The 17,021-nt window shown below is 68.4% G+C and carries 16 protein-coding genes and 2 tRNA genes; 11 read left to right on the top strand and 7 right to left on the bottom strand.

Features of this window, described 5'->3' with window-relative positions; genetic code table 11:
- Positions 1 to 139 precede the first annotated feature (139 nt).
- Positions 140 to 213 (bottom strand) — tRNA-Gly (locus PARN5_RS0104585).
- 86 nt (positions 214 to 299) lie between these two features.
- On the opposite strand from PARN5_RS0104585, the gene PARN5_RS0104590 reads away from it, so the two are divergent.
- Positions 300 to 1,748 carry a TrkH family potassium uptake protein gene (locus PARN5_RS0104590; protein WP_026155172.1) on the top strand — a complete coding sequence of 483 codons (1,449 nt, stop codon included), beginning with the start codon at positions 300 to 302 and terminating at the stop codon, positions 1,746 to 1,748.
- On the opposite strand, the gene PARN5_RS0104595 is transcribed toward PARN5_RS0104590, so the two are convergent.
- Positions 1,745 to 3,223 carry a peptidoglycan-binding domain-containing protein gene (locus PARN5_RS0104595; protein ID WP_017998601.1) on the bottom strand — a complete coding sequence of 493 codons (1,479 nt, stop codon included), beginning with the start codon at positions 3,221 to 3,223 and terminating at the stop codon, positions 1,745 to 1,747. The genes PARN5_RS0104590 and PARN5_RS0104595 overlap by 4 nt on opposite strands.
- A gap of 86 nt (positions 3,224 to 3,309) precedes the next feature.
- Here PARN5_RS0104595 and PARN5_RS0104600 point away from each other — a divergent pair, with 86 nt between their 5' ends.
- The 5 genes from PARN5_RS0104600 to truA all read left to right on the top strand — a co-directional run bounded on the left by PARN5_RS0104600 (position 3,310) and on the right by truA (position 9,005).
- On the top strand, positions 3,310 to 4,272 hold the full coding sequence (locus tag PARN5_RS0104600; protein WP_017998602.1) for a glycine--tRNA ligase subunit alpha: 963 nt from the start codon (positions 3,310 to 3,312) through the stop codon (positions 4,270 to 4,272).
- A gap of 4 nt (positions 4,273 to 4,276) precedes the next feature.
- On the top strand, positions 4,277 to 4,738 hold the full coding sequence (locus tag PARN5_RS0104605; RefSeq protein WP_017998603.1) for a DUF6446 family protein: 462 nt from the start codon (positions 4,277 to 4,279) through the stop codon (positions 4,736 to 4,738).
- Positions 4,738 to 6,954: a glycine--tRNA ligase subunit beta gene (glyS, locus tag PARN5_RS0104610; RefSeq protein WP_017998604.1), complete on the top strand. Its 2,217-nt coding sequence runs from the start codon at positions 4,738 to 4,740 to the stop codon at positions 6,952 to 6,954. The genes PARN5_RS0104605 and glyS overlap by 1 nt, the downstream gene beginning before the upstream one ends.
- A 309-nt stretch (positions 6,955 to 7,263) precedes the next feature.
- Positions 7,264 to 8,223 (top strand): 5-bromo-4-chloroindolyl phosphate hydrolysis family protein, encoded by a 960-nt coding sequence (locus PARN5_RS0104620; RefSeq protein ID WP_017998605.1) that lies wholly within the window; start codon positions 7,264 to 7,266, stop codon positions 8,221 to 8,223.
- A 2-nt stretch (positions 8,224 to 8,225) separates the two neighbouring features.
- Positions 8,226 to 9,005: a tRNA pseudouridine(38-40) synthase TruA gene (truA, locus tag PARN5_RS0104625; RefSeq protein ID WP_017998606.1), complete on the top strand. Its 780-nt coding sequence runs from the start codon at positions 8,226 to 8,228 to the stop codon at positions 9,003 to 9,005.
- Here the strand turns inward: truA and PARN5_RS0104630 are convergent.
- Together PARN5_RS0104630 and PARN5_RS0104635 are read right to left on the bottom strand one after the other, a co-directional pair.
- A complete protein-coding gene (locus PARN5_RS0104630) occupies positions 8,978 to 9,922 on the bottom strand; it encodes an NAD-dependent epimerase/dehydratase family protein (protein ID WP_017998607.1) in 945 nt (314 codons plus the stop codon). The two genes, truA and PARN5_RS0104630, sit on opposite strands and share 28 nt — an antisense overlap.
- A 94-nt stretch (positions 9,923 to 10,016) precedes the next feature.
- The gene (locus PARN5_RS0104635) at positions 10,017 to 10,766 is read right to left on the bottom strand and encodes a sugar transferase (protein ID WP_017998608.1); all 750 of its coding nucleotides are present in this window, start codon (positions 10,764 to 10,766) and stop codon (positions 10,017 to 10,019) included.
- Between the two features lie 155 nt (positions 10,767 to 10,921).
- Here PARN5_RS0104635 and PARN5_RS0104640 point away from each other — a divergent pair, with 155 nt between their 5' ends.
- From PARN5_RS0104640 to PARN5_RS23295, 3 genes are all read left to right on the top strand, one after another.
- The gene (locus PARN5_RS0104640) at positions 10,922 to 11,380 is read left to right on the top strand and encodes a universal stress protein (RefSeq protein ID WP_017998609.1); all 459 of its coding nucleotides are present in this window, start codon (positions 10,922 to 10,924) and stop codon (positions 11,378 to 11,380) included.
- The gene (locus PARN5_RS0104645; protein ID WP_017998610.1) at positions 11,377 to 11,976 is read left to right on the top strand and encodes a CPBP family glutamic-type intramembrane protease; all 600 of its coding nucleotides are present in this window, start codon (positions 11,377 to 11,379) and stop codon (positions 11,974 to 11,976) included. The genes PARN5_RS0104640 and PARN5_RS0104645 overlap by 4 nt, the downstream gene beginning before the upstream one ends.
- A gap of 66 nt (positions 11,977 to 12,042) precedes the next feature.
- A protein-coding gene (locus PARN5_RS23295; RefSeq protein ID WP_085999836.1) for an IS5 family transposase occupies positions 12,043 to 12,824 on the top strand; the annotation gives its coding sequence in 2 pieces (ribosomal slippage) (positions 12,043 to 12,385 and positions 12,385 to 12,824; 783 coding nt in all).
- Between the two features lie 395 nt (positions 12,825 to 13,219).
- On the opposite strand, the gene PARN5_RS0104655 is transcribed toward PARN5_RS23295, so the two are convergent.
- The 3 genes from PARN5_RS0104655 to leuB all read right to left on the bottom strand — a co-directional run bounded on the left by PARN5_RS0104655 (position 13,220) and on the right by leuB (position 15,491).
- A tRNA-Pro gene (locus PARN5_RS0104655) sits at positions 13,220 to 13,296 on the bottom strand.
- A gap of 68 nt (positions 13,297 to 13,364) precedes the next feature.
- Complete coding sequence (locus tag PARN5_RS0104660; RefSeq protein ID WP_017998611.1) at positions 13,365 to 14,315, bottom strand: DMT family transporter; 951 nt, start codon at positions 14,313 to 14,315, stop codon at positions 13,365 to 13,367.
- Between the two features lie 57 nt (positions 14,316 to 14,372).
- Positions 14,373 to 15,491 (bottom strand): 3-isopropylmalate dehydrogenase, encoded by a 1,119-nt coding sequence (gene leuB / locus PARN5_RS0104665; protein WP_026155173.1) that lies wholly within the window; start codon positions 15,489 to 15,491, stop codon positions 14,373 to 14,375.
- 150 nt (positions 15,492 to 15,641) lie between these two features.
- Here leuB and PARN5_RS0104670 point away from each other — a divergent pair, with 150 nt between their 5' ends.
- Entirely contained in the window at positions 15,642 to 16,058 is a 417-nt protein-coding gene (locus PARN5_RS0104670) for a hypothetical protein (protein WP_017998613.1), read from the top strand.
- 63 nt (positions 16,059 to 16,121) lie between these two features.
- Positions 16,122 to 16,919: a uracil-DNA glycosylase gene (locus PARN5_RS0104675; RefSeq protein WP_017998614.1), complete on the top strand. Its 798-nt coding sequence runs from the start codon at positions 16,122 to 16,124 to the stop codon at positions 16,917 to 16,919.
- The last annotated feature ends 102 nt before the right edge of the window (positions 16,920 to 17,021 follow it).

Raw genomic sequence — 17,021 nt, forward strand, 5'->3', positions numbered from 1 at the left:
GCCTTGCTGCAAGTGCGAAGCGGCGGGCTGGGCCGGGGGCTCTGCCCCCACGCCCGAAGGCCTCCTCGATGGAGGCCTTCGGGCGTTCCCCCGGGATATTTCCGCAAGAAAGAAGCCGGATCGCGCGTGGCAGGATGGATGGAGCGGGTGATGGGAATCGAACCCACGTATTCAGCTTGGAAGGCTGCTGCTCTACCATTGAGCTACACCCGCATCGAGGCTTTCTATAGGCGGTGGCGGCCGGCCGCGCAAGCGTCGCGCGCTTGACGCCTTTCACGCGGCGCGGCAAGCAGGGCGTCATGATGGATGTCCGCCCCGTGGCCAATATCGTCGGCAAGATCGTCGTCACGCTGGGGGCAACCATGGCGTTGCCGATGCTGGTCGACTGGTGGCATGGCGATCCGCATTGGCAGAGCTTCTTCGAGGCCGGGCTGCTGACCATGCTGGCGGGCGGTCTCGTCAGCCTCGCCACCGCCCAGGCCGACAAGTCGCTGAGCATCCACCAGGTCTTCCTGCTGACGGCGATGCTGTGGCTGGTGGTTCCGGTGGCGGGCGCCCTGCCCTTCATCCTGGGCGCGCCGCATGTTAGCTTCACCGACGCCTATTTCGAGGCGATGTCGGGCGTCACCACCACCGGCACCACCGCATTTCCCGCGCTCGACGACCTGCCCAAGGGCACCAACCTGTGGCGGGCCTTCCTGAACTGGGCGGGCGGCCTCGGGATCATCGTCGTCGCCATGATCTTCCTGCCGGTGATGAAGGTCGGCGGCATGCAGTTCTTCCGCTCGGAAGGCTTCGACACCCTGGGCAAGATCCTGCCCCGCGCCTTCGACATCGCGCGCGAGATGACCGGGGTCTATTTCGCCATGACCGCCGCCTGCATGGTGGTCTATATCCTGCTGGGCATGAACGGGTTCGACGCGCTGGTGCTGGCGCTGTCCACCTGTTCGACCGGCGGGTTTTCCAACTACGACGCCAGCTTCGCGCCCTTCATCGGGCCGGCGGAATATGCGGCGGCCTTCTTCATGATCCTGGCCTCGATCCCCTTCATCCGCATGGTGCAGCTGATCCGCGGCCAGGCCGAGCCGATCTGGCGCGACATCCAGGTCCGGGCCTATCTGCGCTGGACCTTCTACGCCATCGCGGTGATCGTGCTCTACCGGCTGTTCTGGCTCAAGGCCGAGCGCCCGCTGGACGTGATCCGCGAGACCACCTTCAACGTGATCTCGACCTTCTCCGGCACCGGCTTTGCCTCGACCGACATGATCCAATGGGGGCATTTCCCCTTTGTCGTCCTGGTCATCGTCGGGCTGATCGGCGGCTGCACCGGCTCGACCTCGTGCTCGGTCAAGGTGTTCCGCTATCTGGTGCTGTTCCAGGCGGTCAAGGCGCAGCTGCGGCGCATGCAGTCGCCGCACCGGGTGTTCCCGCTGCTCTACGACAACCGGCCGCTGGAACAGGACGTGGTCGATTCGGTGATGGCCTTCTTCACCCTGTTCATCCTCAGCTTCGGCCTGCTGATCGTCGGGCTGGCGCTGACCGGGCTGCATCCCAGGACGGCGCTGACCGGCGCCTGGACCGCCATCGCCAATGTCGGCGTGATCTGGGGCCCGGAGCTGACGCCGAACGGCGCCGTCACCGACCTGCCCGATTCGGCGAAATGGCTGATGATCTTCGGCATGTATCTGGGCCGGCTGGAACTGCTGTCGGTGCTGGTGCTGTTCCTGCCCCGGTTCTGGCGCGGCTAGTTCTGCGCCGCCGCCGCGGGGGCGATGGCGGGGGGTTCCGGCTGCGCCTCGCCCGCGCCGGGGGCGAAACGGGTCAGGTTGTCCGAGATCTCGGCCGCCAGCCGCATCTGGTCCTCGGGGTCCGAGATCGGCCAGATCAGCACGAAGCCCTGCACCCGACCGTCCACCACCCGGCCCTCGGCATGGCCGATATGGGTCTGGTTGCGGCCGTCGAGGATCACGCTGCCGCGCTCGACCTTGCGCTCCGGCGCCGGCACCCAGCCCAGCGCGGTGACGAGGCCGGCGATGTCCAGCATCTCCTGCTGGCCGCCGGGCTGCGAGAACAGGATCAGCGCCGCGCCCGAACCGTCCCTGGGGCCATAGATAGACAGCGCCCGTTCGGCGCGGTCGAATTGCAGCTTGTCCATCGGCGCCGGCAGCATCAGCCCGGTATGGGCGTCCTGCAACGGCGTCAGCCCCATCTCGGCCCGCCATGCCTCGCGCCGGCGGATCAGTTCGGCCATGGCGGTGGCGGTATCGGGCGAGGCGCGCAGGCGCACGATTTCCTCGGCGATGGCCTTTTGCGTCATCGGCCCGTCCTTGCCGTCGATGGCGCCCTGGTAATGCCCGGCCCAGCGCAGGGCGCGCTGGATCTGCTCCAGGGGCGGCATCGGCACCGGCGCGGCATCCTCGGCCGGGGGCGCGCCCAGGTCGGGCTTCGCACCGATGATCGCGATCTCGCCCATGTCCTCGCCGGGGGACAGGAAAGCATCCTTCGGCACGGCGCCGGCATTGCGCAGGGCGCGCAGCCAGGCCTTGCCCGTCACCTCGTCCATCGGGCCGAAGGCCACCGCCGAGCGGCCGTTCGGCAGCGTCCACAGCCCCGCCTCGGGCAGGGTCTGGCGCCAGGTTTCCAGCAGTTCCTCGGCCTTGGCGCGGTCGGGGCTGGAATCGAGGCGCAGGAAGAATTGCGCCGGCGCCGGTTCAACTGCCGGTTCCGCGGCCGGCTCGGGGGTGGGCTCGGGGGCCGGCGCAGCGGCCGGCTCGGCCGCGGGGGCATCCTCGCCGGCCAGATCGCCGACCACGGGTTCGGGCGCCGCCGCCTCGCCGCCTTGGGGAAAGGTCGAGGCACTGCCCGCCGCCGGAGCCGCATCCGCCGGCGCGGCCGGGGAATCGGCGGCGCCGATGCGGGTCAGCTCGCGGCCCTCGGCCGGCGACAGGAAGCTGTCGCCCGGCACCTTCTTCTCGGCCTTCAGCTGCTCCAGCCGGGCCGCGGCCGCTTCGCGCGGCATCGGGCCCAGTGCGATCGCGACCCAGTCGCTGCCGGCCGGGAATGTCACCACGTCGGGAAATTGCGCGCCCCAGGCGGCGGCGGTCTGGGCGGCGGCCTCGGCGCCGCGCTTGGCCTCGATGCGGATCACCACATCTTCGGCCAGCACCGGGGCTGTCCAGACAAGCGGCAGCGCCGCACCGATGACCCACGCAAAGCGCCGCATGAACCCGTCCCTCTCATTGACCCTGCGCCGCCCTCTGCCTAGAAGGCGGCAGACATTTCCTGCCAGTTATGCCGAAGGAAGCCCCGATGACCAGCCCAAAGGACAATCAGACGGCGAAACCCGTCTGCTTTCAGGACGTGATCCTGCGGTTGCAGTCCTATTGGGCCGCGCAGGGCTGCGCCGTGCTGCAACCCTATGACATGGAGGTCGGCGCCGGCACCTTCCACCCGGCCACCACGCTGCGCTCGCTGGGCGCCCGGCCCTGGGCCGCGGCCTATGTCCAGCCCTCGCGCCGGCCCACGGATGGCCGCTATGGCGAGAACCCGAACCGGCTGCAGCATTATTACCAGTATCAGGTCATCATCAAACCCTCACCGGCGAACCTTCAGGAACTGTATCTCGGCAGCCTCAAGGCCATCGGCCTCGACCCGATGGTCCATGACGTGCGCTTCGTCGAGGACGACTGGGAAAGCCCGACGCTGGGCGCCTGGGGCCTGGGCTGGGAGGTCTGGTGCGACGGCATGGAGGTCAGCCAGTTCACCTATTTCCAGCAGGTCGGCGGCCATGACTGCCGACCCGTCTCGGGCGAGCTGACCTATGGCCTCGAACGGCTGGCGATGTATGTGCTGGGCGTCGAGCATGTCATGGACATGCCCTTCAACGCGCCCGACAGTCCGATCCCGCTGACCTATGGCGACATCTTCCGCCAGGCCGAGCGCGAATATTCCCGCTGGAACTTCGAGCAGGCCGATACCGACACGCTGCTGCAACATTTCAAGGATGCCGAGGCGGAATGCGACCGCATCCTCTCGGCCTCGGAAACCGACGCCGCCGGCCGCACGATCCCGATGGCGCATCCGGCCTATGACCAGGCGATCAAGGCCAGCCACCTGTTCAACCTCCTGGACGCGCGCGGCGTGATCTCGGTCACCGAGCGCCAGGCCTATATCGGCCGCGTCCGCGCGCTGGCCAAACGCTGCGCCGACCTGTTCGTGACCACCTCCGCGGCCACGGGCGAGCCGCTGCCCGCCTTCCCCGCCGGAGCCTGAGACGGTGAGCGGCAAGATCATCGCGATCTTCTTCGCCCTGCTGGTGCTGGTCGCCGGCGCCGGCATGTATTACCTGCAGGTCTATTACTATTACCGCGAAGTGACCGACCCGCCGCAAAGCATCGCGCTGGCCGGCGGGCCGGTGCTGCCGGTCCGCGACTATCGCGGCATCTATTCGGTCAGCTCGCCGCTCGCCGACCGCGCCTGCTTCACCACCGACCCGGCGGCGGCGACTGGCGCGCAGGTCTATGCCACGCCGACGCCGCTGATCCCGCCGCGCTGGTTTGGCTGCTTCGACCCGGCCGCGCTGACCGAGGATCTGGCCGCTGGCCGCGCCACCGCCTATCTGGCGCAGCACGACGTGGCGCCCAAGATCGACAATGTCATCGCCGTCTACCCCGACGGGCGCGCCTATGCATGGCGCCAGCTGAACGAAGAAGCCGAAGAGAAAAGGACCATCGACTGATGCCCGACTTGCTGATCGAACTCTTTTCGGAAGAAATCCCGGCCCGGATGCAGGCCCGCGCCCGCGAGGACCTGAAGAAGCTCGTCACCGACGGGCTGGTCGAGGCCGGGCTGACCTACACGTCCGCCGGCGCGTTCAGCACCCCGCGCCGGCTGGTCCTGACGGTTGAGGGCCTGACCGCCCACAGCCCGACCACGCGCGAGGAACGCAAGGGCCCGCGCACCGACGCCCCCGACGCGGCGCTGCAAGGCTTCCTGCGCTCGACGGGCCTCAGCAAGGACCAGCTCGAGGCGCGCGACGACAAGAAGGGCCAGGTCTGGTTCGCCGTGATCCAGAAGCCCGGCCGCCCGGCGTCCGAGATCGTGGCCGAGGTGCTGGAAGCCACCATCCGCAACTTCCCCTGGCCCAAGTCGATGCGCTGGGGCGCGGGCAGCTTGCGCTGGGTCCGCCCGCTGCATTCCATCATCTGCCTGCTCTCGGACGAATCCGGCGCGACCGTGGTGCCGCTCGAGATCGAGGGCATCGCCGCCGGCAACACCACGCGCGGCCACCGCTTCATGGCCCCCGACGCCTTCACCGTCTCGGGCTTCGACGACTATGCGGCCAAGCTGCGCCGCGCCAAGGTCATGCTGGACCCCGCCGAACGCGAGGCCGCGATCCGGCAAGAGGCCGCGAACCTCGCCTTTGCCCGCGGCTGGGAGATCATGCCCGACGACGGGCTCTTGACCGAGGTCGCCGGCCTCGTCGAATGGCCGGTGCCGCTGATGGGCGCCATCGAGGACCGCTTCCTGTCCCTGCCGCCCGAGGTGCTGCAAACCTCGATGAAGGAGCACCAGAAGTTCTTCTCGGCCCGCAATCCCAAGACCGGCCGCATCGAGGGCTTCGTCACCGTCGCCAATGTCGAGACTCCCGACCATGGCGAGACGATCCTGAAGGGCAACCAGCGCGTGCTGGCGGCGCGCCTGTCGGATGCGGCCTTCTTCTGGGACAACGACCTGCGCGAGGCGCGGGCGGGCATGGGCGATTGGGCCGAGGGGCTGAAATCGGTGACCTTCCAGAGCAAGCTCGGCTCGCAAGCGGATCGCATCGCCCGCATCGCGGCCTTGGCGCGCGAGATCGCCCCGCTGGTCGGCGCGGATGCGGACCAAGCCGAGGACGCCGCCCGGATCGCGAAACTCGACCTGCGTTCCGCCATGGTCGGCGAGTTCCCCGAGCTGCAAGGCACCATGGGCCGCTATTACGCGCTGGAGGCCGGCAAGCCCGCCGAGGTCGCCGATGCCGCCCGCGACCATTACTCGCCGCTGGGACCGTCCGACGCCGTGCCCACCGCCCCGGTCTCGGTGGCGATGGCGTTGGCCGACAAGCTGGACACGCTCACCGGCTTCTGGGCTATCGACGAAAAGCCTACGGGTTCAAAGGACCCCTTCGCCCTGCGCCGCGCTGCGCTGGGAGGCATCCGGTTGGTGCTGGGGAATGGGGTGCGGGTGAGAGATTTTCTTTCACTTATCGAACTACAAATTGCGTTTATTCAAGCTCTTGTAGAAGGTCGAGCTAAGACTCCACTTCCTAATGCGGCATTTAGGGCTTCTTTTAAAGCCGATTGGAACGAGATGTTGGCCGCAGACGAGGCGGAAGAGCCGTGCGCGCCCGTTCTACATCATCGAGATGTAAAACGGGCTATTCAAACAGCCCACGACCTCCTCACCTTCTTCCACGACCGCCTGAAAGTCTATCTGCGTGACCAGGGCATCCGCCACGACATCATCGACGCCGTCATCGCCATGCCCGGCAATGACGACCTCGTGCTCTTGGTCAACCGCGCCACCGCCCTGAACGACGTGCTGAAGACCGAGGACGGCACCAACCTGCTGCAAGGCCTCAAGCGCGCCGGCAATATCCTCGCCCAGGCCGAGGAGAAGGACGGCGTCGAATACAGCTTCGGCGCCGACCCGAAATTCGCCGAGACCGATGCCGAACGCGCCCTCTTCGCCGCCCTCGACAAGGCCGAGCCGGCGATCCGCGAGGCCGTGCGGCTCGAGGATTTCCAGGCCGCGACCCAGGGCATCGCCACGCTGCGCGGCCCGATCGACGCCTTCTTCGACACGGTGCAGATCAACACCGACAACCAGATCGTCCGCCGCAACCGCCTGAACCTGCTGTCGCGCATCCGCGAAGCCGGCCGGCTGATCGCGGATTTCGGCAGGATCGAGGGCTGACCGGCTTCTTTCTTGGATAAATATCCTGGGGGGTGAGGAGCGCCCGGAAAAAGGTCCGGCGGACCTTTTTCAGCGACGAACGGGGCGAAGCCCCCGCGCACCCCGTCGAGGGGTGCCCGAAACGCGGGCGGGCAAAGCCCCAGGGGCCGCCGCCCTTCCTTTCGCCGCCGCCGCGCCCTATATCCTGCGGGCAATCCGCGAAGACGCGCCGAAAGGAAGCCGATGTCCCAGAAAGCGATGCAGCGCCTGTCCTTCTTCCTGCTGATGGGGCTGACGCTCTACGCCGCCACCATGGGCGCGGGCTGAGCCATGGCCAGACGCTTTGGCGGCCGCTTCTCGCCGCAGCCGCGCCGCGACGGCACCGATCCCCGCCCGCCGGCCCGCCCGGCGCCGGGGGAAATCCGGCACCCGCTGGAATCGCGCACCCGCTGGGTCACGATCATGGCGATCCCCTTCCTGCTCAGCGCCTTCTGGCAGGATCCGACCGGGCTTGCCCTGCAGCTGATCGCCTTCGGCGCCATCGCCTCGGGCATGTGGATGACGCGCGAGGGGCTGCAGGCCGAGGCCGCCTATGACGCCCGCCGCGTCGCCCGCCGCCCGGCCATCCCGAGGAAGCTGTTCGGCGGCATCCTGACGGGGCTCGGCCTCGCCATCGGCGCCTATGTCCCCGGCGCCGAGGCCGGCGCGGGCGTGATCGGCGTCGCCGGCGCCGTGCTGCACTGGCTGGCCTTCGGCACCGACCCGATGCGCGACAAGGGCATGGAGGGCGTCGATGCCTTCCAGCAGGACCGCGCCCAGCGCATCGTCACCGAGGGCGAGGCGCATCTGAAGGCGATGCAGGATGCCATCCTGCGCACCGGCGACCGCCGGCTGGAGGCGCGCGTCGGCATGTTCGCCGCCACCGCGCGCGAACTTTTCGGCCATATCGAGGACGACCCCGACCATATCGCCGCGCTGCGCCGTTACCTGGGCGTCTATCTGCAAGGCGCCCGCGACGCGACCGTGAAATTCGCCGACCTCTATGCCCAGACCCGCGACCCGCGCGCCCGGCAGGATTACGAGACGCTCCTCGACGACCTGGAAACCGAATTCGCCGCCCGCAGCGCCCGGCTGCTGGAAGGCGGCCGCAGCGATCTCGACATCGAGATCAGCGTGCTGCGCGAGCGGCTGTCGCGCGAAGGGCTGCGTCCCGCCATGCCCGGGCCCGAGCGCCCGATGACCATGGACGACCTGCTGATCCCGCGCGAAGGCGACAGGCAGCGCCGCTAGACATGCCCCGCTTTGCCCTGCTGATCGAATATGACGGCACGCCCTTTGCCGGCTGGCAGGCCCAGGCCGACCAGCCCAGCGTGCAGGGCGCCATCGAGGCGGCGCTGGCCCGGCTCGACCCCGGCTTCGCGCAGGGCGCCCGGATCGCGGCGGCCGGCCGCACCGATGCCGGCGTCCATGCCACCGGCCAGGTCGCCCATGCCGACCTGGTCCGCGACTGGGATCCGTTCCGGCTGTCCGAGGCGCTGAACTGGCACCTGAAGCCCGCGCCGGTGGCCATCCTGTCGGCAGCCCGGGTCGGCGACGATTTCCACGCCCGCTTCTCGGCGCATGAGCGGCGCTATACCTTCCGGCTGGTTGCCCGGCGCGCGCCGGTCACGCATGATCGCGGCCGGGTCTGGCAGGTGCAGAACCCGCTGGACCTCGGGGCGATGCAGGCCGGGGCCGCGCATCTGCTGGGCCTGCACGACTTCACCACCTTCCGCTCGACCATGTGCCAGTCGCAGAGCCCGGTGAAGACGCTGGACGAGATCCGCATCGAGGAAATCGCCATCCCGCAGGGTCGCGAATACCGCTTTCACCTGCGGGCGCGGTCCTTCCTGCACAACCAGGTGCGCTCGATCGTCGGCACGCTGGAGCGGGTCGGCGCCGGGTCGTGGCCGCCCTCCCGCGTGGCCGAGGCGCTGGCCGCGCGCGACCGCAGCGCCTGCGGCCCGGTCTGCCCGCCGCAGGGGCTGTACCTGACCGGGGTCGGCTACGACCCGGCGCCGTTCCCCGGCTGATCCCACAGCGCCCGCAGCCCCTCGGCAATGCCGGTCCGGGCGGTGAAGCCCAGACCCTCGCGCGCGGCCAAGGGGCAACCCAGCGACTCGCGGATGTCGCCGCAGCGCGGGGCGGCATGTTCGACCGGGCTCGCGCCGCGCCCGGCCAGGCGGTCGAGCTGCGCGACCAGCTCCAGCAGCGTCGTGCCGGCGCCGGTGCAGATGTTGAAGACCTGCGCGCCGCCGCCCCGCGCCGCCGCCTCGCCGGCACGCAGCAGCGCCTCGACCACGTCGGCGACATAGACGAAATCGCGGCTCTGGCCGCCGTCGCCAAAGATCACATGCGGCTGGTCGGCCCGCCGGTTGGCGCAGAATTTCGAGATCACCCCGGCATAGGGCGAGGCCGCGTCCTGCCGCGGCCCGTAGACGTTGAAGAAACGCAGGCCCACCGAGGCCAGGCCATGCACCTCGGCCATGGCGCGGGCCTGGTGCTCGGAGCCGAGCTTGTCGGCGCCATAGGGCGAGATCGGCAGCGGCAGGTCATCCTCGGCGCAGGCGGCGCCGGAGCGGTTGCCATAGACCGCGGCGGACGAGGCATAGACCACCGGCACATTGCCCGCCCGCTGCGCGGCCTGCAGCACGGCCATGGTGCCGCCCAGGTTCACCCGATGCGCCGCCATCCAGTCCGAGATGCAGAGCTGCACCGACACCCGCGCCGCGAGATGGAACACCCGCTCGACCCCCGCAAGCATCTGCGGCAGCAGCGCCACGTCCAGCACATCGCCCGGGATCAGCCGCGCGCCCGGCGGCAGGTTGGCGCGGCGCCCGCTGGAGAGGTCGTCCAGGACGGTGACGTCATGCCCCTCGGCCAGCAGGCGCTCGACCAGGTGGCTGCCGATGAACCCGGCCCCGCCCGTCACCAGGATTCTTTGCTGCAAGATGATGTTCCCGTCTTCGTGCCGGCGAAACTAGGGCAGAAAGCGGCGGGGCGCCAGAGCAGGAAATGCCGTCCCGCGGGCCGCCGTCAGGGGATCAGTTGCGGCCGCGCCGGCGCGGGCGTTCGTCCTTGTAGACCACGACCAGGATCGTGCGCCACAGGATCCACAGATCCAGCCCCAGGGTGCGGTTCCGCTGATAGATCAGGTCGATCTTCAGCTTGGTCGGCAGGCAGCGGCCGGCATAGGCGGCCTCGGTCGCCTCGGCGCTCTTGCAGCGGCGCAGGATCTTGTCCTCGTGCCGGTGATAGACCAGCGTCGCCAGGCCGGTGACGCCGGGCCGGCTTTTCAGCACCTGGCCATAGACCACCGGATAGCGGTCGACATATTCGCGGATCGTCGGGCGCGGGCCGACGAAGCTCATGTCGCCCTTCAGGATGTTGAACAGCTGCGGCAATTCGTCGATGCGGGTGCGGCGCATGAAATGGCCCAGGGGCGTGATGCGCCAGGCCTTGTGCGCGCCGGTGACGCCGAAATCGCCGTCCTGGCGCAGCATGGTGCGGAACTTCAGATGCGTGAAGCTGCGCGTCGGCGTGACCATGCGCGGCGCGGCGTAAAAGATCGGCCGGCCCTGCACGACCAGCAGGATCAGCGCGAACACCGCGATGACGAAGGACAGGGGCACCAGCAGCACCAGCGCCAGCACGATGTCGAACAGCCGCTTCGAGACCGGCATGGCCGAGACCTGCGCCGCGTCGCCGTCGCCCTTGAACCACGACATCGCGGGTTGGGGCAAGGTGGCCAGCCGCGCAAGATCGGCCTTTTCCCAGTCCTGGTGGATTGTCACAATTCCGTCCCGTGTTCGGCAATTTGGCTAACTTTATCGCCTAACATAGCGCACCCGGATTGCAAACCGACGCAAGGGGGAAAGCGCACAAGACTTGCGCGACCGTGTCCTTTCGGCCAGTCTTTGCCCATGGCGCGGCAGCCGGCAGGGGAAAGATGCGGAAATTTCTGGTGGTTCTGGACGAGTCGCGCGAATGCCTGAACGCCATCCGCTATGCCGCCCTGCGCGCCGCCAGCACCGGCGGCGGCGTGCAGGTCCTGGCGGTGATCCCGGCCAATACCATCCAGCACGGCATGGGCGTCGCCGACGTCATGCGCGCCGAGGCCTATGAGCGCATCGAGGCGCATTTCGAGGTTTTCGCCAAGTGGATGCGCGACCGCCCGGGGGTCGAGCCCGAGCTGGTCGTGCGCGAGGGCGAGCCGGGGACCGAGCTTCTGGCCCAGATCGGCGACGATCCCGAGATCGGCGTGGTCGTGCTGGCCGCCTCGACCGAAAGCGCCGGGCCCGGGCCCCTGGTCACCCGGCTTATGCGCGAAATGGCTACGCTGCCCTGCCCGATCACCATCGTCCCCGGCGACATCTCGCGCGAGCGGCTGGAACAGATCACCCGATGAACCGCGCGCTGGCGCTGGCCGCGCTGGCAGCGATCCCGGCGCTGGCAGCGCTGTTTCACCTGCTGGGCCGGTCGGGGCTGCGCCCGCTGGACGCGCATCTGGCCGGGCTCGCCGCCTATTGGGCGCTGCTGGCGCTGGCGCTGGCCCGTTGCGGCGGATGGTCGCTGCGCCTGCGCCGGCCCTCGGCCGCGGTGACGCTGGCTCTGGCGGCGCTGGTGCTGGCCGCGGCGCTGCGCTGGGGGGCGGCGCCCGCGCTGCTGTCGCCCGGGGTGCTGGTGGCGGTGGCGCTGGCCGCGGCCGCGAATGGCCTGCTGGAAGAGGCGTTCTGGCGCGGCGCGCTGCTGCCCCGGCCCGGGCGCGGCGCGGCCCTGGCGGCCGGGGCGCTGTTCGTGGCCTGGCATCTTGCCCCCGCCGCCGGCGCGGCGCTTTCGGGGCAGGACGCGGCCAGGCTTCTGGCCGGCGCGGCGCTGATCGCGCCGGTGATGACGGCGGCGCGGCTGTCGTCGGGCACGGCCGGGGCCGGGGCGCTGGCGCATGCGCTGGTGAATTTCTGGGTCTTTTCGGCGCTGGCGGCGGCGAATGGCCGCCCGCTCTAGGTCGTGTTGACAAAAGGGATTCCTCTGGCAGTCGTCCTATGATTCAAGCTCATCTCTACGTGGGAGATGAACTTGGCACGCAACCTGATATCCGACGATGAGTGGACCTTCTTCGAGGGCTTCATTCGTGCCGTCCGGCACCCTAACGGGCGGAAACCTGCGGACCATCGTCTTGTTCTGAATGGTATATTCTGGATCGCAAGGACTGGTGCGCCATGGCGCGATCTGCCCGAAGAGTTTGGCAAGTGGTCCTCGGTCTACCGTCAGTTCCGCCGCTGGACTTTGGCGGGACTGTGGGAGGATATCCTGGATGCGCTGAACCACGCTGGGATCGCGCCAGACAAGCTCCAGATGGTTGATAGCACTGTGATCCGCGCCCATCATCATGCGGCGGGCGCAAAAGGGGGACTCCGAAAGAGGCTCTTGGCCGTTCGAGAGGCGGCTTCTCGACCAAGATCCATCTCCGCGTCAACGGCGCAGGCCTCCCGATGAGGACCGAGATCACGCCGGGGCAGGATTCCGACTACACCGGCTATGATATGGTGATGGCCGACAACCTGCCGCAACCAGCAGTTCTGGTCGCCGACAGGGGCTATGACTCTGATAAAATTCGGGAAGACATCGAGAGCCGCAACGCCCTGCCCATGATACCGATGCGAAGGAACCGAAGGGTGCGCAAGGCTGTCGACATGACCATCTACACCCTGCGCAACATGGTCGAGCGCTGCTTCAACAAGCTGAAAAATAGCCGCCGCCTTGCAACCCGCTACGACAAAACCGCCGAAAGCTTCCTTGGCTTCGTCGACGTCGCCTGCATCAGGCTCTGGCTCCGCCATTTGTCAACATGACCTAGTCGGGCCGTTCTGAGAAATCGCGCAAGTGAGGCTGAGGAGAACAATCGGCAAGAGCAGCGCTTCGAATAGCCGCTCCGACTAGCTTGCTGCGGTGGCGATGCTGCTCGGCGACCGTCAGCTTTCCGCCCTTATCACCGATCTGAGAGCAGAGGCGCCGCGCAGCAGACGAACCAGCGCCCATTATGAGGCTTGATTGCGCTGCTGTATCGCGAGGCACCCTACCGCCGTCAACGCCGATAGTAGTACTCAATCGAGCTCCCTGAGTACTCGCAGGGTTCGTGCAGCACTATGCTGATAGATTTCAATGACTTGGGGAAAGGCGAGCCTCTTCAAGAGGCAACTTTTATGATCAAAAAGGCAGAACTATCTGCCTCTTATCATCGGGAAAATGGTCGGAGCGAGAGGATTCGAACCTCCGACCCCCTGCTCCCGAAGCAGGTGCGCTACCAGGCTGCGCTACGCTCCGACCGTGAGGCGGCAGGTAGCCCGTCGCGCCGGCGAATGCAAGGGGGATCTCGCAGAATTCGTCAGCGATCAATCGCGCCGCCAGAGCCGGCCCAGAAGGCTGGGACGCGGCGCCGTTACCGTCTCGGAACGCAGCCGCGCCTCGGTCACCGGGCGCAGCCGGGACGAGCCGGTGCGCTCGCGCATCAGGATGTAGAGCCCCGAGCCGATGATCAGCCCCGCCCCCAGAAGCGTCATCGCATCGGGCCGCTCGTCGAACAGCAACCAGCCGAAGCCGATCGCCCAGAGCATCTGCGAATATTGCATCGGCGCGACATTGGCGGCCTCGCCCGCCTGATAGGCCAGGATCAGCAGGAAGCCCGCCGCCAGACCCAGCACCGCGATGACGCCGGTCAGCGCCAGATCCCCGGCCGGCATCGGCCGATAGGCGAAGCCCAGCGAGGCGCCGGTCAGCAGGAAGTTCCCGATCATCGGCCACAGAAGCAGGATCACCGTCCGCTCGGACCGGCCCAGCTTGCGCACGGCGATGGCCGAAAGCGCCGTGGCCGTCGCCCCCATCAGCGCCGCGAGATGCCCCAGGCCCAGGGGCGTCACCCCGGGGCGCAGCACGACCAGCACGCCGCATAGACCGGCCACCACCGCCGCCCAGCGATGCGGGCCGACCCGCTCGCCCAGAAGCGGCACCGAGAGCACCGTCACCAGCAGCGGCGCCGCAAAGAGGATGGAATAGACCTGCGCCATCGGCAGGGTCGAAAAGGCATAGAAGCCGCCCACGCCCGAGCCGACGATGCAGATCGAGCGCAACCCGACCCAGAACGGGTTGCGCGGCCGCAGGGTGCCATGCGCCGGATCGCGCAAAAGCAGCACCGCCAGCGGCGGGAATGACAGCAGGGCCGAGAAGAACAGGATCTGCAGCGCCGGATAGGTCTCGCCCAGCAGCTTGATGATCACGTCATGGGTCGAATAGATGCCCATGGCCAGCAGGGCCAGCAGCGCGCCCTTGATATTGCCCGCCGTCATGATCCTCCCCGACGGTGATGATGCGGCCGCGCCGGCCGGGCAGGCGCGGCCGATGTCTTATTGGGCCGAAAGCGCGGCCAGGATGTGGTCGCCCATCTCGGCGGTCGAGACCGGCTTGCCGCCCTCGGGGCCCATCAGGTCGCCGGTGCGCAACCCGTCGGCCAGGACCTTCTCGACGGCCTTCTCCAGCATGTCGGCCTCGGCGCCCAGGTCGAAGGAATAGCGCAGGCACATGGCAAAGCTCAGGATGCAGGCGATCGGGTTGGCCTTGCCCTGCCCGGCGATGTCGGGGGCCGAGCCGTGCACCGGCTCATACAGTGCCTTGGGCCGGCCGTTCGCCATCGGCGCGCCAAGGCTGGCCGAGGGCAGCATGCCCAGGCTGCCGGTCAGCATCGCCGCCGCGTCGGACAGGATGTCGCCGAACAGGTTGTCGGTCACGATCACGTCGAACTGGCGCGGGTTCCTGACCAGCTGCATGGCGCCGTTGTCGGCATACATATGCGACAGCTCGACATCGGGATATTCGTTGTCATGGACCCATTGCACCTCTTCGCGCCACAGGATGCCGGATTCCATCACATTGGCCTTTTCCATCGAGCAGACGCGATTGCCGCGCTTGCGGGCCAGCTCGAAGGCCGAGCGGGCGACGCGGCGGATCTCGCCCGAGGTATAGCGCTGGGTGTTCACGCCGACGCGGCCGCCTTCGTTCGCGGGGTCGTTGTCATCGGAAATGCCGCGCGGCTCGCCGAAATAGACGCCCGAGGTCAGCTCGCGCACGATCAGGATATCGAGCCCGGCGACCACGTCCCGCTTCAGCGAGGAAAAATCCGCCAGCGCATCGAAGCATTGCGCCGGGCGCAGGTTGGCGAACAGGTCCATCTCCTTGCGCAGGCGCAAGAGGCCGCGCTCGGGCTTCACCGAGAAATCCAGGTTGTCGTATTTCGGCCCGCCCACGGCGCCCAGCAGCACGGCGTCCACCTCTTGCGCCTTCTGCATGGTTTCGTCGGCCAAGGGCTTGCCGTGCTTGTCATAGGCGGCGCCGCCGACCAGATCCTCGCTGACCTCGAAGGACAGGCCGCGGTTCTGCTCGAACCAGCCGATGACCTTGCGCACCTCGGCCATGACTTCGGGGCCGATGCCGTCGCCGGGCAGAATCAGCAGGGAAAAGGGGGTCATCGCAGGCATCCTCTATGCTTCTGGCTGTCGCCAATCGCGTAACCTTGCGCCTTCCCTGCGTCAAGTTCACGCCGAATTGGCTTGCGATCACGAGGCAGATCGGGCCGGATGGGCCGCGTCCGGGAATGCCGAAACCAAGGGGGACAGCCCATGAAGACGAAAGCGGCCGCGGCGAGAATCACACTGGCGGGGGCCGTGCTGATGCTGGCCGGGGCGGCGCTGGCGGATGGCGGCATCACCGTTCAGCTTCCCGACGTCTCGGGCCTGTCGGATGCCGAGGCGAAATCGCTGATCGCCGAGCTTGCGAATGTGAATGTCATCACCTCGAACTGCCCGGCCTATCCGGTCACCGACGGGGAATGGACGCTGATCACCGGCACCGGCGACCGGCTGGCGGCCAGGCTGGGGCTGGACGCCTCGGCCTATGACCGGACCTATTACGGCCCGGCCTTCAAGCTGCTGGACGATCCCGGCGCCTGCGACCGCATCGGGCCGACCGCCAGGCCGCTGATCCAGCGCCTGGTCGGCATGGGCGGCGGCACCACGCCCCTGACGCAGTCGCAATAGCCCCCGGCGGATGCCGGATCGCCACATCTTGCCGGCGCCCGCCCGGCGGCCTAGCCTGCGCGCATGACCGCAGATCCGACCTACAGGGGATTCGCGCTGGATGCCGAGACGGCGCTGGCGCTCTTGCAATGGCAGGCCGAACTCGGCGCGGACGAGCCCTGCCTCGACGCGCCGCTGGACCGCTATGACCAGCCCGCGCCGGTCCCTGCCCCAACCCCGGCCGTCCCTGCGCCAAGCCCGCCCGACACCGCCATGGACCTGGCCGCCCAGGCCGAGGCCATGGCTGGCGCCGCGACCACCCTGGCCGAACTGGCCGCCGCGCAAGAGGCTTTCGACGGCATCGAGCTGAAGAAGGGCGCGCGCAACTTCTGCTTTGCCGATGGCAACCCCTCGGCCCGGGTCATGGTCATCGGCGAGGCCCCGGGCGAGGAAGAGGACAACCAGGGCCGCCCCTTCGTCGGCCGCGCCGGCCAGCTTCTGGACCGCATGTTTGCCGCCATCGGCCTGTCGCGCGAGGCGGTGGATGCGGAAAAGGCGCTCTACATCACCAATGTCCTGACCTGGCGCCCGCCGGGCAACCGCCGCCCCGAGCCGGCCGAGATCGCCGTCATGTTGCCCTTCCTGCGCCGCCATGTCGAACTGGCGCAGCCCGAGGTCCTGGTGCTGATGGGCAACACGCCCTGCATGGCGGCGCTGAACCGGCAGGGCATCCTGAAGCTGCGCGGCACCTGGACCCAGGCTTTCGGCCTGCCGGCGCTGCCGATGACGCATCCCTCCTATCTGCTGCGCACGCCGGCCGCCAAGCGCGAGGCCTGGGCCGACCTGCTGTCGCTGGCAGCGCGGCTGGACGGTCAGGGCTGACCCCCGGACCGCGCTTTCCCCAGGGGCAGGCCCCGCCGGCGCGATCACAACTGCAAGCGGCGACATGCCGAGCCGGCGACGAAGCCTTGACGCTTGCGCGGC

It is taken from the genome of Paracoccus sp. N5 (assembly GCF_000371965.1).
In the GTDB taxonomy this organism is placed as follows: domain Bacteria; phylum Pseudomonadota; class Alphaproteobacteria; order Rhodobacterales; family Rhodobacteraceae; genus Paracoccus.

Excerpts from the sequence above, each read along its gene's own strand:
- PARN5_RS0104590 (WP_026155172.1), top strand. The coding sequence starts at position 300 with ATGATGGATGTCCGCCCCGTGGCCAATATCGTCGGCAAGATCGTCGTC.
- PARN5_RS0104595 (WP_017998601.1), bottom strand. The coding sequence starts at position 3,223 with ATGCGGCGCTTTGCGTGGGTCATCGGTGCGGCGCTGCCGCTTGTCTGG.
- PARN5_RS0104600 (WP_017998602.1), top strand. The coding sequence starts at position 3,310 with ATGACCAGCCCAAAGGACAATCAGACGGCGAAACCCGTCTGCTTTCAG.
- glyS (WP_017998604.1), top strand. The coding sequence starts at position 4,738 with ATGCCCGACTTGCTGATCGAACTCTTTTCGGAAGAAATCCCGGCCCGG.
- PARN5_RS0104620 (WP_017998605.1), top strand. The coding sequence starts at position 7,264 with ATGGCCAGACGCTTTGGCGGCCGCTTCTCGCCGCAGCCGCGCCGCGAC.
- truA (WP_017998606.1), top strand. The coding sequence starts at position 8,226 with ATGCCCCGCTTTGCCCTGCTGATCGAATATGACGGCACGCCCTTTGCC.
- PARN5_RS0104640 (WP_017998609.1), top strand. The coding sequence starts at position 10,922 with ATGCGGAAATTTCTGGTGGTTCTGGACGAGTCGCGCGAATGCCTGAAC.
- PARN5_RS0104645 (WP_017998610.1), top strand. The coding sequence starts at position 11,377 with ATGAACCGCGCGCTGGCGCTGGCCGCGCTGGCAGCGATCCCGGCGCTG.
- PARN5_RS0104660 (WP_017998611.1), bottom strand. The coding sequence starts at position 14,315 with ATGACGGCGGGCAATATCAAGGGCGCGCTGCTGGCCCTGCTGGCCATG.
- leuB (WP_026155173.1), bottom strand. The coding sequence starts at position 15,491 with ATGACCCCCTTTTCCCTGCTGATTCTGCCCGGCGACGGCATCGGCCCC.
- PARN5_RS0104670 (WP_017998613.1), top strand. The coding sequence starts at position 15,642 with ATGAAGACGAAAGCGGCCGCGGCGAGAATCACACTGGCGGGGGCCGTG.
- PARN5_RS0104675 (WP_017998614.1), top strand. The coding sequence starts at position 16,122 with ATGACCGCAGATCCGACCTACAGGGGATTCGCGCTGGATGCCGAGACG.